The sequence below is a fragment of the Gordonia sp. CPCC 206044 genome (assembly GCF_048537895.1).
Classification (GTDB): domain Bacteria; phylum Actinomycetota; class Actinomycetes; order Mycobacteriales; family Mycobacteriaceae; genus Gordonia.
On record NZ_JBCLVL010000005.1, the window covers coordinates 26,526 to 39,617 of the forward strand.

The window sequence follows — 13,092 nt, forward strand, 5'->3', positions numbered from 1 at the left end:
TCACCCAATCTATAGTGGCGACATGCGTGTCTACCTCGGTGCCGACCATGCCGGATTCGAATTGAAGAATGCGATCGCCGATCACCTCAAGGCCGGCGGCCATGAGGTCGTCGATTGCGGTGCCCATGTCTACGACGCCCAGGACGACTATCCGGCCTTCTGCATCGAGGCGGCGGTCCGTACCGTCGCCGACCCGGGAAGTCTGGGAATCGTGTTGGGCGGCAGCGGAAATGGTGAGCAGATCGCCGCCAACAAGGTGCCCGGTGCGCGTTGTGCGCTGGCGTGGAGCACCGAGACCGCACAGTTGGCCCGACAGCACAACAACGCGCAACTGATAGGCATCGGTGGCCGGATGCACACCACCGAAGAGGCGTTCGCCATCGTCGACGCGTTCGTGTCCACCGAATGGTCGCAGGAGCCTCGCCACCAACGCCGCATCGACATCCTCGCCGAGTACGAGCAGACGCACGTGGCGCCGCCGGTGCCCGGACAGTCCTGACGTAGGCCGTCGTCGGGGTCGGCGCTCGTGCCCGAAGGTCACACACTGCATCGGCTGGCTCGTCGCCAGCAACGCATGTTCGGTGGACAGCCCGTCCGGGTGACGAGCCCGCAGGGCCGATTCGCCGAGGGGGCCGCCGCACTCGACGGTCTGGTCTTCGCGAAGGCGGAGGCCTGGGGAAAACACCTGGTCCAGCACTATCGTCCGGCGGCATCCCGAGGACGCGCCGGCCGCCGGATGGTGCATGTCCATCTCGGCCTTTACGGCACGTTCACCGAGGCGCCGATGCCGATGGATCCGCCGGTCGGCCAGGTGCGGATGCGTATCGAAGGTGTCGAGGACGGCATCGACCTTCGTGGTCCGACCGCCTGCGAACTGTTCACGCCCGCAGACCTCGACGCGTTGATCGCGCGGCTGGGACCCGATCCGCTACGGGCCGACGCCGACCCGGGACTGGCCCGGGCCGCGATCACCCGATCTCGTCGCCCCATCGGAGCGTTGCTGATGGATCAACGGGTGCTCGCTGGAGTGGGCAACGTCTATCGCGCGGAGGTGTTGTTCCGCGCCGGACTGGATCCGTATCGGGAGGGTCGATCCGTCGACGAAGCCCGCTTCGACGACCTGTGGCTGGACCTGGTCGCGTTGATGCGCGTCGGGGTGAGACGCGGACGGATGCACGTGGTGCGGGCCGAAGACGACCACGGTGCGCCCTCGTATGCGCCCGACCGGCCCAGGACGTATGTCTATCGCCGGGCAGGGGAGCCGTGCCGCATCTGCCGGACGACGGTGCGGATCGCGGAACTCGAAGGACGAAACCTGTATTGGTGCCCGGTTTGTCAGCGGTGAGATCTCACGATCCCGCTGCGCGATAATCCCTTGCAAGCATCTCTCGGCGCGGGAAGTCTTTGGGCTGCAGTCCCTTTGGGTGGAGGTTCGTCAGCCGTTCTCGGCGCGCTGAGCCATCACGAGCAACTCGTCCCGGACACGGCGATCGGGTAGCGAGATGATGTTGTTGTACAGCTTGCGCTGCGAGTAGAACTGGCGACGGGCACGCAGGCGTGCGAGGGACATGATGGGTACAGCTCCTGAAATCGATTCTTTGCTCTACTCCATTGTTCGCGTAGCGCCTGGGCATATCAACGAAATCGCAGGTGATATGCCTTACGTTCCGATCGCGTGACATCACAGGCAACACTCAGGCGCGCCCGTGGAGATTCCTAGCCGTCCCGATCACGATGGATCGTATGAAGGGTGCAACCGAACCGGCAGGCAACGCGACGATGACGCTCCTCGCCGTGGGTGGCACGGGGGAGTCGTTTCTCGGTGACCGGCGGCCGAACGTGTCCGGCCTGCTGAGCGCGGTCACCTCCCGGCTCGACGAGCGATTCGACTGCCGCTGGGTGGGCTATCCGGCCAGCTACGGTCCGGCGCCGCGACTGGGCGGCATGAGTTATCTGCGCAGCGTGGCCATAGGCACAGACGAGCTGCACGCGGCGCTGCAGCGCACCACCGGTCCGGTGGCCCTGATCGGATACTCACAGGGCGCGGTGGTGATCCGTTCGGCACTCCACGATCTGTCGGTGATGGGGGCCGAGGTGCTCCAGCGCATCACGGCGGTCGGATTCGTCGCCGATCCCCATCAGCCTCCCGGTGTGGTGCCCGGATGCGTCGGTGGTGGTGTCGCCGGTCCGGGACTGGCGCTGCCCTCGGACCTTCCGGTGTTCTGGGTGGGTGCCTCCGACGATGCGATCTGTAACGCGGGAGCCGATTCCTACCTGCGCGACATCGCGGACCTCACCGCGGGAATGACCCTCGGGCGTGTGCGAGAGTGGTACACCTACCTGTGGCAGGTGCTGCGCCACAATGCATTTCAGAACGCGACGCGTACCAGGGTGGGGCTCGGCCAGATGATGCGCGACATAGTGCGGCTGCGCTCGGCCTCCGGTGAGGTGCGCGGCTATCTTCCTGGGGTGATCGCCTGGCACGGGCTGCGGATCCGCAACCGGCGCGGCGGGCGGCACACCGCCTACGCGCGCGAGCCCTACCGTCGTGGGTCCGTCACCGACCCCGATTCCACCGGTTGCGAGGCGTTGGCCTCGTGGCTGCAGGTGCGCGCCACGTTCTCGGAAGTCGGCCCACGCGTCGATCCGGTGGAGGGCGATCTCGTCGCCTGATCCGGGCGGCGGCGCATCGGGGACATGAGAAGGGGCTCGGTCCATCTCGGACCGAGCCCCTCGTCGTCGTGTCGGGTGACGACCGATCAGTCGCCGGTGTACTTCGGCCCGATGGTGCCGCGCACCACGATCGGCGTACCGCGCGGGATCGTGTTGAACACCCACTTGCCGTTCTCGGTGCTCACGTTGATGCAGCCGTGGCTGGCGTTGCTGTTGCCCTGCTGGGCGACCGACCACGGCGCGGCGTGGATGAAGATCCCGTCCCACGACATTCGCGTCGCGTACTCGACGTAGGTGCGGTAACCCTCGGCGGAGTCAACCGGGACGCCGTACGTGGACGAGTCCATGTACATGTCGCGGTACTTCTCCTTGGTGTGGTACACGCCGTTCGGAGTCGGATGGTCGTTGGAACCCATCGAGATCGGCATCTTCTTGACGAAGCGGCCGTCCTTCCACCAGAAGATCTGATGAGACTGATCGACAGCCAGTGCGACCCACCCGGTCGACGTCTTCACGTTCGGGATCGCCGGGACGCCCGGGGTCTTGGGTGTCGACGGCGTCGGCTTCGGCGTGGGCGGTGTCGGCTTGGGCGTCGACGGGGTGCCCGGGATCTTGGGTGCGCCCGGGATGTCGGGAACCTCCACCGGGGGCAGCCCCGGGACCACGGTGACCGGCGTGGCGCTCGCGGCGATCGGCAGCGCGAGCATCACGGCGACCACACCGAGGACGGCGGAAATCGATCGTCGTGTAAGGCCGCGGCGAGCGCGACGCGAAGGCTTCGTTGTCAGCACGGAGTGGGAACCCTTTGCAGTTTGAGTTACTGAAGCGTGCCCGCAGGAACGCTCATCCATCGTTACACAAACGTTGTCTACGGGCCAAAGCCGACCGGACGAACAGCGCGCCAACAGCATTCGTCGTCGGGGCAGACTCCGCGAACCGCGTGGTGACCGAGTCGGACGTCCCACTTCCTGTGACAACCATCACATCGGGTGTGGATTCGTCCATAACGCGGAAACCGGACGTATTGGATCTCCGGCCCGGCCGGTGCGTGGGCGGCCGGGCCGGATCGCAGCGTGGCTCGGCTCAGCAGTCGCTGGGCGCCGGTGTCCCCTCGAATCGGTCGGTCAGATACCGGAACGCGGGTAGTAATCCGACCACCGCGGCGGACATGTGATCGGGCGTCGGTGCGCGCAGCCGCTGAACCCGAACGCCGGCCCGGCAGTACCGACGGAGGGTCTGATCGATTGCCGCCACCGGGATGAGGACATCGGTGGGGCTGTGCCATTCGAAGATCGGGGTTCGCGGGATGCCCTGGTAGTTGACCAGGCCGTTCTCCGTGACAACTCGACGTGCGTCCGGGTCGTCGAAGATCGCGCGTCCGCCGGTGGTGACCTGCTGGGCGTCGTGACCTGCGCCGAGCCGGAGGATGTCGTTGGTGCACGCGTTGCGCATTCCCGAGAACATCTGTCGTCCGAGCGGGGAGAGGTGATCGAGCATCGGCACCTGCCGCGGGTATTCGCGCGACATCCCGATCGCGGCGGCGAACGCGAGGCCGAAGGCGGGGTGCGGATTGTCGTAGCCGAGCCCTTCGGCCATCTTGATCAGATCCATCGGTACGCCGCCGTATGCTGCGCCGACGATGCGCAGGTCCGGCGCATACGTCGGAGCGAGTGCCGCGGCCCATGCGGTCGCCATACCGCCACCGGAATACCCGGCCATCCCGACGCGGCTGTGCGCCACCTGCGCAGGGGTGAAGCGCTGGACCGCCCGAATTCCGTCGAGGGTGATCTGGCCGCCGAGCTTGGCTGCGCCGTACGAGCTGCGCGGTCCGAGATGGTCGGGGATCGCGATGGTCCATCCCTGTCGCAGGGCCACGTTGAGGCCGGGCGCCTCGCGGATCGTGAGGTTCGGGTCCTGGGTCCACAGCGCCTGCGACGGTGCGCACTCCAGGCCCGTCGCGTTGATGATGTGCTGGAACGAGAGCAAGGGTCCGTCGGCGCGCTTACGTGTGGGCACCAGCAGGGTGGTGACCGCCGCGATGGGTGTGCCCTGACTGTCCGCGGACCGGAACTTGATCTGGTAGGTCCGTACGTCGAAGAAGGCAGGCGGGTTGGTACGGGCCCGCGTCGCGATGATCGCTCCGGGCTTCAGGTCGGCGATGTTCTTCGGCGCGGCATAGAACGGATCGGGCAGCGGCGTCGGCAGCGCCACGTCATCGGCGGCTGCCGTGCCGCTGCCCGTGATCACCGCTGCGGCCACCATCGACAGCGCCGTGGCGGTGGCGATCAGGGTTCGACGCACCGCCGGCCGGGCAGGCGGACGGTAACTGCGGATGTGCTTTGTCGAGAACATGGTTCCCCCCAAGGTGATTCGGTGTCGGTCTCGATCGGATCGGTGTCACCGACACCGACCGACGACGGCCATCGACCCCCATGGCGATTGCCGGTCGTCGGTATGGATCCTGTACGACCCGGACGACAAATCAATGGTGACGCGACAGATCTCCTCCGCTCGGTGGTCGGCGGATGCCGATGTCGCGCATCGTTGCGTCGTCAGGCCGGCTGTGGATGCTCGGTGCGGATGTGCCGTGCTGGTTCGGTGCACGATTCGTCGCGGCACACGAGCATCACGTCCACACGTCCCTCACCGGAATCGGTGTACGTCACGTCTTTGCGGACGTAGAGGGGCGCACCGCAGCTCGGACATTTGCGCTGGCTTTTGGTGTGACTGGATGACATGACCCAAGGTTACGCCCGCTGTGTCGTTGATCACAGTGGTCGACGCCGACATCAGTCGAGTCCGAATGATGCAGGTGGGGCGGGTGGGAACCCGGTTGCGCAGGCTGTCGTATCTCGGTGTCCCCGAAAACTGATCGAGGCCGCCCTTCGGTGTGAAGGGCGGCCTCGACCTGACCGGAGCGGGTGACGGGAATCGAACCCGCGTAGCTAGTTTGGAAGACTAGGGCTCTACCATTGAGCTACACCCGCGTGCCGCGCCACCATGGGATCGCCACCGGCGTCGCGTGCGTTTGCCGACTGTACCCGGTGGGGTCGGAGAACCAGAAATCGACCGGTGCGCCGGACCCGTCGGGTGTGGTCTGCGGCCACCCGTTTAGGTGCCAGACGATGGGCCACGTACTATCTGCTGTTGGCCCTGCTCAGTGTTCGGTGCCGGTTGTCCGATTCGGATGCCGCCACCGGAATCCGCGATGAGGGTTTGACCGGGATGTGGCGCAGCTTGGTAGCGCATCCGCTTTGGGAGCGGAGGGTCGCAGGTTCAAATCCTGTCATCCCGACTCGGGTGGCGAGGACCACCGGTCCGAGAGCGTTGGGAGCGGGCCGGGTCGTCACCGACCGACTTCCACCACCCGACGCAGAATGCAGACGTAAGGAGCAGGCGTGAAGAGCACCGTCGAGCAGTTGAGCCCGACCCGGGTGAAGCTCAATGTCGAAGTCCCGTTCGAGGAACTCTCCGGCGAGTTCGACCGGACCTACAAGACGCTGGCCCAGCAGATCCGGATCCCGGGTTTCCGGCCGGGTAAGGCCCCCGCGAAGCTCATCGAGGCCCGTGTCGGCCGCGATTCGATCCTCGCGCAGGTCGTCAACGACGCGCTGCCCGCGAAGTACTCGCAGGCCGTGACCGAGACCGAGACCAACGCCATCGGTCAGCCGGAGATCGACCTCGCCGAGCTGGTCTACGGCGAGCCCGTCACCTTCACCGCCGAGGTCGACGTGCGCCCGGAGATCGAGCTGCCCGACTACTCGACCCTTGCGGTCGAGGTCGACGCCATCGAGACCGACGAGGCCGCTGTGGACGAGCAGCTCGAGGGCCTGCGGGCACGATTCGGCACCCTGACCGGTGTCGAGCGTGGCGCCGAGAACGGCGACTTCGTTTCCATCGATCTCGCCGCCACCGTCGACGGGGAGCCCGTCGACGAGGCATCCACCGAGGGGCTGTCGCACGAGGTGGGTTCGGGTCAGCTGATCGACGGACTCGACGAGGCCCTGCTCGGTCTGAAGACCGGCGATACCAAGGTCTTCACCACCAAGCTGGTGGCCGGTGAGCACTCGGGCGAGGACGCCCAGGTGACCGTGACCGTCAACTCCGTCAAGGAGCGCGAGCTGCCCGAGCTCGACGACGAGTTCGCACAGATGGCGAGCGAGTTCGACACCGTCGACGAACTGCGCGAGAGCACCCGCGAGCGCGTCGAGCAGTCCAAGAAGCTCGAGCAGGCCAACGCCATCCGCGACAAGGTGCTCGAGGAGCTGCTCGCCAAGGTCGAGATCCCGCTGCCCGAGAAGGTCGTCGACGACGAGATCGAGGGCCAGCAGCACCAGATCATCCATGCTCTCGGACACGACGACGAGCAGGTCGCCAAGTTCCTCGAGGCGCAGGGCAAGACCCGCGAGGAGTGGGACGCCGAGGCGCGCGAGGAGGCCGAGAAGTCGGTCAAGACCCAGCTGCTGCTCGACGCGATCGCCGATCAGCAGGAGACCGAGGTGGGCCAGGACGAACTGACCCAGCAGATCCTGTTCCAGGCGCAGCGCTACGGCATGCAGCCGCAGGAGTTCATCCAGCAGTTGCAGAGCGCAGGTCAGGTCGGGGCGGTCTACGCCGACGTCCGTCGTGGCAAGGCGCTTGCGGGCATCGTGTCCGAGGTGGGCGTCACCGATTCCAACGGTGCGGCCGTCGACACCACCGAGTTCTTCGGTGACAACGACGCCGACGATGATGCAGACGCGGATTCGACCGACGAGACCAGCGAGAACTGAGACCGCACATCTGTGGTCGGAACAGCCGGAGGCGGGCACTGCCCGCCGCCGGCTGTTCTGCTCTCAGCGAATGACGGCGTCATCGGGACTGCCCGCCCGCCGGCATTGGTTAGTGTCGGTGAGGAACCCGCCGAGATGATCGGCGGATGACCACCGATCGTCCAGGGGGAAACGGCTGGACCTGAGGAAGCTGGATCGGAAAACCGGTAGACGCGGCATCAGCCGCACGTCACCACGACAGACGAAGGTAGGAACAGTGAGTGAGCCGACCATCCACACACCAACACTGAGTTCGGGAGTGGCCGGGCTGAATCTGACCGACTCGGTCTTCGAGCGGTTGCTGCGTGAGCGAATCATCTTCCTCGGCACCCAGGTGGACGACGACATCGCCAATCGCCTCTGCGCGCAGATCCTGTTGCTCGCGGCCGAGGACCCGACACGCGACATCAACCTCTACATCAATTCCCCGGGTGGCTCGGTCACCGCGGGCATGGCCATCTTCGACACCATGCAGCTGGCCGAGTGCGATGTCGCCACCTACGCGATGGGCATGGCCGCCTCGATGGGGCAGTTCCTCCTCGCCGCCGGAGCACCGGGCAAGCGTCACGCGCTCGAGCATGCGCGCATCATGATGCACCAGCCGTCGGCCGGTATCGGTGGTACCGCCGCCGACATCGCCATCCAGGCCGAGCAGTTCGCCGCGACGAAGAAGGAGATGAACCGCCTCAACGCGGAGTTCACCGGTCAGCCGCTGGAGAAGATCGAGGCCGACTCGGACCGCGACAAGTGGTTCACCGCCCAGGAAGCCAAGGACTACGGGCTGGTCGATCACGTGGTCAACCGCGCATCGTTGGCGAAGTCCTGACCCGGTCGACTTGTCCACCCACGGCACGCACACCAACTGCCACCTCAGACCAACGGAGCAGATGATGACCAACTCCCTGTCGCTCGACTCGCTGCCGGCCGACGTCGCCGCCGGCATCCCGGCGTCGGCGCTCGCACTCAAGAGCATCGAGGCCCGCTACATCCTTCCGCAGTTCATCGAGCACACCCCGAACGGACAGCGCCAGTACGACCCGTACGCGAAGCTGTTCGAAGAGCGCATCGTGTTCGTCGGGACGCCGATCGACCAGACCGTCGCGAACGACGTGATGGCCCAGCTGCTCGTGCTGGAGTCCCAGGATCCCGACCGCGACATCACCATGTACATCAATTCGCCGGGCGGCAGCGTGCCGGACATGCTGGCGATCTACGACACCATGCAGTACGTGCACTGTGACATCGTCACGGTGTGCCTGGGTGAAGCCGCGTCGGCAGCCGCGATCCTGCTCGCCGGTGGTACACCCGGTAAGCGCGCCGCGCTCCCGAATGCGACCGTCTTGATCCATCAGCCGCGCACCGGCGGTGCATATCAGGGGCAGGTCTCGGATCTGGAGATCCAGGCGGCGGAGATCGAACGGATCCGCAACCGCCTCGACGAGATCCTTGCCGGACACACCGGCCAGGATCCGGAGAAGATCCGCCGCGACACCGATCGCGACAACATCCTGACCGCCGCGGCCGCCAAGGAATACGGCATCGTCGACGAGGTGTTCGAGTACCGCAAGAAGTCGCTGAAGAAGTCCGGGTCCTGATCCGTTGTTGCGCACATCGATCCGACACGCCGGGTCGATGTGCGTGCCACACGTCGTCGGCAGCGGTCATCCTTGACGTCTGCGTTGTCCGCGTGGAATCGCGGTGACGTCGGAGGGTGTGCAAGACAAACAGATAGTGGTCAACGGCCGTAAATCGGGCGCGACATTTGCGCTTATCGGTCGAAGTTCGAGCGGTGCGCGGGTACCGTCGGGTTATTGGGCAGTCCGGGTTCGGATCGGCGGCCCATGCCCGGGTGTGCACAGCCCTACGGGCCGACCACCGGAGCACAGAGGAAAGGTGCAGCACGAGATGGCACGAATCGGAGACGGTGGCGATCTGCTGAAGTGCTCTTTCTGTGGAAAGAGTCAGAAGCAGGTGAAGAAGCTCATCGCCGGTCCCGGCGTGTACATCTGCGATGAGTGCATCGATCTGTGCAACGAGATCATCGAGGAAGAACTCGCCGAGAACGGTGACGTGAAACTCGACGAGCTTCCCAAGCCCGCGGAGATCCGCGACTTCCTGGAGAACTACGTGATCGGCCAGGACACCGCGAAGCGGACGCTCGCCGTAGCCGTCTACAACCACTACAAGCGCATCCAGGCGGGTGAGAAGAAGGACTCACGCAGCGGTGAGACCGTCGAGATCGCCAAGTCGAACATCCTGATGCTCGGCCCCACCGGGTGCGGTAAGACCTATCTCGCGCAGACGTTGGCCAAGATGTTGAACGTGCCGTTCGCCATCGCCGACGCAACCGCGCTGACCGAGGCAGGCTACGTCGGTGAGGATGTGGAGAACATCCTGCTCAAGCTGATCCAGGCAGCCGACTACGACGTCAAACGCGCCGAGACCGGGATCATCTACATCGACGAGGTCGACAAGGTCGCCCGCAAGAGCGAGAACCCGTCGATCACCCGTGACGTCTCCGGCGAGGGCGTGCAGCAGGCGTTGCTGAAGATTCTCGAGGGGACCCAGGCGTCGGTGCCCCCGCAGGGTGGTCGCAAGCACCCGCACCAGGAGTTCATCCAGATCGACACCACGAACGTGCTGTTCATCGTCGCGGGTGCGTTCGCCGGTCTCGAGAAGATCGTGTCCGAGCGGATCGGCAAGCGTGGCATCGGTTTCGGCAACGAGGTGAGCAGCAAGGACGAGATCGACACCACCGATCACTTCGCCGAGGTGATGCCGGAAGACCTGATCAAGTTCGGTCTGATCCCCGAGTTCATCGGTCGTCTGCCGATCCTCGCGTCGGTCACCAACCTGGACAAGGCATCCCTCGTGTCGATCCTGTCCGAGCCGAAGAACGCGCTGGTCAAGCAGTACACCAAACTCTTCGAGATGGACAACGTCGAGCTCGAGTTCACCACCGACGCGCTCGAAGCGGTCGCCGATCAGGCGATCCACCGGGGCACCGGGGCTCGTGGTCTGCGCGCCATCATGGAAGAGGTGTTGCTGCCGGTGATGTACGACATCCCGAGCCGCGACGACGTGGAGAAGGTCGTGGTGACGGGAGAAACCGTGCGCGACAACGTACTTCCGACGATCGTGCCCCGCAAGGAGGGGCGTGACGAACGGCGTGACAAGAGCGCCTGACCTTCGGCGACACTCGACAGCGGCACCGTGTTCCCAAGGGAGCGCGGTGCCGCTGCCGTCTCGCCGGCGCAACTCCTCTGGGACGGATCAGCGCGCGGGTGAGCTCTCGAGCCGGATTGTCACCGCCTTGGAGACCGGGGTGTTCGAACCTCTCGCCACCGAGTTCAGGGGCACGAGGGGATTCGTCTCGGGATAGTAGGCGGCCGCGTTGCCGCGCGGCGTCGGATACGCCACCACCTCGAAGCCCTCGACCCGACGTTCTTCGAGGCCGTCGCAGCCGGTGAACTCCGAGACGATGTCCACCTGTTGGCCGGCATGCAGTCCGAACGCGGCGATGTCGTCGACGTTGAGCAGGATGACGCGGCGATTGCCCTTGATGCCGCGGTAGCGGTCGTCGTGGCCGTAGATGGTGGTGTTGTACTGGTCGTGACTGCGCATGGTCTGCAGGATCAGACGGCCCTCGGGCACCTGAACCCATTCGAGCGGGTGGACGGCGAAGTTGGCACGTGAGGTCGGGGTGACGAACTCGCGTCGATCGCGCGGGGGATGGGGGAGGACGAAGCCGTCGGAACGACGTACCCGGATGTTGAAGTCCTCGAAACCGGGGACGACGCGGGAGATGTGATCGCGGATCTCGTCGTAATCGCCGCGCAGACGCTGCCACGGCACCGGGTGATCGGGTCCGAGGACCTCTGTCGCCAGATCGCAGACGATGGCGACCTCACTGTGCAGCTCGGGTGAGGTGGGCGGCAGCGATCCGCGCGACAGATGCACGACCGACATCGAGTCCTCCACCGAAACCTGTTGTCGTACACCGTCGATGACGTCCTTGTCGGTACGTCCGAGGGTCGGCAGGATGAGTGCGGCGCGGCCGGTGGCCAGGTGGGACTCGTTGAGCTTGGTACTCACGTGCACGGTCAGTGCGCACCGAGCCAGGGCGGCGCGGGTGGCCTCGGTGTCGGGTGCGGCGGAGACGAAGTTGCCGCCCATACCCACGAACAGACGCACCTGTCCGCGCGCCATCGCACCGATCGCGGCCACGGTGTCGTAGCCGTGTGCGCGGGGGCTGACGATCCCGAACTCGGCGTCCAACGCGTCGTGGAACGACTCGGGCATCCGCTCGAAGATGCCCATCGTCCGGTCACCCTGGACATTGGAGTGGCCGCGCACCGGACACAGGCCGGCACCCGGCTTGCCGATCATGCCGCGGAGCAACAGCAGGTTGGTGCCCTCGCCGATGGTGGCGACCGCGTGGCGGTGTTGGGTCAGTCCCATCGCCCAACACAGCACGATGCGATGCGACGACGCGACCGCGTCGGCGAGCTCGGCGATCGCCGTGGCGGACAGCCCGGTGGCCTCGATGATCTCGTCGAGATCCACATCCTCGAGGAGTTGCAGGTACTCGTCGACGCCTGCGCAGTACCGGTCCAGGAAGTCGTGGTCGAACACCGTTCCCGGACGGGCGCGCTCGGCATCGAGGAGCAGTCGGGCGACGCCACGGAACAACGCCATGTCGCCGCCTAGGCGGATCTGCAGGAAGTCGTCGGTGAGTGGGGTGCCGCGCCCGACGACGCCGCTCACCTTCTGCGGATCCTTGAAGCGCATCAGGCCGGCCTCGGGCAGCGGGTTGACCGCGACGATCCGGGCGCCGTTGTGTTTGGCCTTCTCCAGGGTCGACAGCATCCGGGGATGGTTCGTACCGGGATTCTGTCCGGCGATGATGATGAGGTCGGCGGCCTCCAGGTCGCCGACGGTGACCGATCCTTTGCCGATGCCGATCGACTCGCCGAGCGCGGTCCCCGACGATTCGTGGCACATGTTGGAGCAATCGGGGAGGTTGTTGGTCCCGACGCTGCGGGCGAACAACTGGTAGACGAATGCGGCTTCGTTGCTCGTGCGTCCGGAGGTGTAGAAGACCGCTTCGTCGGGTGTGGACATCGCCGAGAATTCGGCCGCCATGATCCGATTGGCCTCGCCCCAGGACACCGGCCGATAGTGGGTGTCGCCGGGCTCGAGATACATGGGATGGGTCAGCCGGCCCTGCTGCGAGAGCCAGTATCCCGACCGCTCACGCAGATCGTTCACCGAATGGGCGGCGAAGAACTCGGGGGTGACGCGGCGTCGGGTGGCTTCCTCGGCAACGGCCTTCGCCCCGTTCTCACAGAACTCGGCATGTTTGCGGTGACCGGGCGTCTCCGGCCACGCGCAGCCTGGGCAGTCGAATCCGTCGCGCTGATTCAGCCGCGCCAGGGTGCGCGCGGTTCGCAGTGGGCCCATCTGTTCGACACCGCGTGCCAGTGCGACGGCCACCGCGGGGACGCCCGCGGCGTGGTCTTGCACGTCTGTGACCACGACGTCGTCCGGGTCGGTGATCGGGGTCTCGTCGGAGGGCAGGCGATGACGCATATCTCCATCTTGCCCC

General features: G+C 65.8%; 12 protein-coding genes and 2 tRNA genes. 8 read left to right on the forward strand and 6 right to left on the reverse strand.

The annotated features are described in order from the left end of the window. Positions 1-22 precede the first annotated feature (22 nt). Positions 23-499, forward strand: coding sequence for a ribose-5-phosphate isomerase (locus AAFP35_RS08755; protein ID WP_419221188.1), 477 nt, complete (start codon positions 23-25; stop codon positions 497-499). A gap of 27 nt (positions 500-526) precedes the next feature. Further along, a complete protein-coding gene (locus AAFP35_RS08760; protein WP_419221189.1) occupies positions 527-1,345 on the forward strand; it encodes an Fpg/Nei family DNA glycosylase in 819 nt (272 codons plus the stop codon). A gap of 90 nt (positions 1,346-1,435) precedes the next feature. Here AAFP35_RS08760 and AAFP35_RS08765 read toward each other — a convergent pair whose 3' ends face one another. Next, positions 1,436-1,570 (reverse strand): hypothetical protein, encoded by a 135-nt coding sequence (locus AAFP35_RS08765; RefSeq protein ID WP_419221190.1) that lies wholly within the window; start codon positions 1,568-1,570, stop codon positions 1,436-1,438. Between the two features lie 173 nt (positions 1,571-1,743). Here AAFP35_RS08765 and AAFP35_RS08770 point away from each other — a divergent pair, with 173 nt between their 5' ends. Further along, on the forward strand, positions 1,744-2,673 hold the full coding sequence (locus AAFP35_RS08770; RefSeq protein ID WP_419221191.1) for a PE-PPE domain-containing protein: 930 nt from the start codon (positions 1,744-1,746) through the stop codon (positions 2,671-2,673). An 86-nt stretch (positions 2,674-2,759) separates the two neighbouring features. On the opposite strand, the gene AAFP35_RS08775 is transcribed toward AAFP35_RS08770, so the two are convergent. The 4 genes from AAFP35_RS08775 to AAFP35_RS08790 form a co-directional block, all read right to left on the reverse strand. Continuing rightward, the gene (locus AAFP35_RS08775; protein ID WP_419221192.1) at positions 2,760-3,464 is read right to left on the reverse strand and encodes a L,D-transpeptidase; all 705 of its coding nucleotides are present in this window, start codon (positions 3,462-3,464) and stop codon (positions 2,760-2,762) included. A 292-nt stretch (positions 3,465-3,756) separates the two neighbouring features. Continuing rightward, positions 3,757-4,935 (reverse strand): lipase family protein, encoded by a 1,179-nt coding sequence (locus AAFP35_RS08780; RefSeq protein WP_419221552.1) that lies wholly within the window; start codon positions 4,933-4,935, stop codon positions 3,757-3,759. A 290-nt stretch (positions 4,936-5,225) separates the two neighbouring features. Continuing rightward, a complete protein-coding gene (locus AAFP35_RS08785; protein ID WP_419221193.1) occupies positions 5,226-5,411 on the reverse strand; it encodes a hypothetical protein in 186 nt (61 codons plus the stop codon). A 178-nt stretch (positions 5,412-5,589) separates the two neighbouring features. Further along, positions 5,590-5,660: transfer RNA gene (locus tag AAFP35_RS08790), tRNA-Gly, on the reverse strand. Positions 5,661-5,894: 234 nt separating this feature from the next. On the opposite strand from AAFP35_RS08790, the gene AAFP35_RS08795 reads away from it, so the two are divergent. The 5 genes from AAFP35_RS08795 (at position 5,895) to clpX (ending at position 10,670) form a co-directional block, all read left to right on the forward strand. Further along, positions 5,895-5,968: transfer RNA gene (locus AAFP35_RS08795), tRNA-Pro, on the forward strand. 103 nt (positions 5,969-6,071) lie between these two features. Next, a complete protein-coding gene (gene tig, locus AAFP35_RS08800; RefSeq protein ID WP_419221194.1) occupies positions 6,072-7,445 on the forward strand; it encodes a trigger factor in 1,374 nt (457 codons plus the stop codon). 256 nt (positions 7,446-7,701) lie between these two features. Then, the gene (locus tag AAFP35_RS08805; RefSeq protein WP_419221195.1) at positions 7,702-8,310 is read left to right on the forward strand and encodes an ATP-dependent Clp protease proteolytic subunit; all 609 of its coding nucleotides are present in this window, start codon (positions 7,702-7,704) and stop codon (positions 8,308-8,310) included. Positions 8,311-8,374: 64 nt separating this feature from the next. Further along, positions 8,375-9,079: an ATP-dependent Clp protease proteolytic subunit gene (locus AAFP35_RS08810; RefSeq protein ID WP_419221196.1), complete on the forward strand. Its 705-nt coding sequence runs from the start codon at positions 8,375-8,377 to the stop codon at positions 9,077-9,079. Between the two features lie 310 nt (positions 9,080-9,389). Continuing rightward, positions 9,390-10,670 (forward strand): ATP-dependent Clp protease ATP-binding subunit ClpX, encoded by a 1,281-nt coding sequence (gene clpX / locus AAFP35_RS08815; RefSeq protein ID WP_419221197.1) that lies wholly within the window; start codon positions 9,390-9,392, stop codon positions 10,668-10,670. A gap of 87 nt (positions 10,671-10,757) precedes the next feature. Here the strand turns inward: clpX and AAFP35_RS08820 are convergent, their stop codons facing one another. Continuing rightward, positions 10,758-13,076, reverse strand: a complete 2,319-nt coding sequence (locus tag AAFP35_RS08820) for an FdhF/YdeP family oxidoreductase (RefSeq protein ID WP_419221198.1) — start codon at positions 13,074-13,076, stop codon at positions 10,758-10,760. Positions 13,077-13,092: the final 16 nt, after the last annotated feature.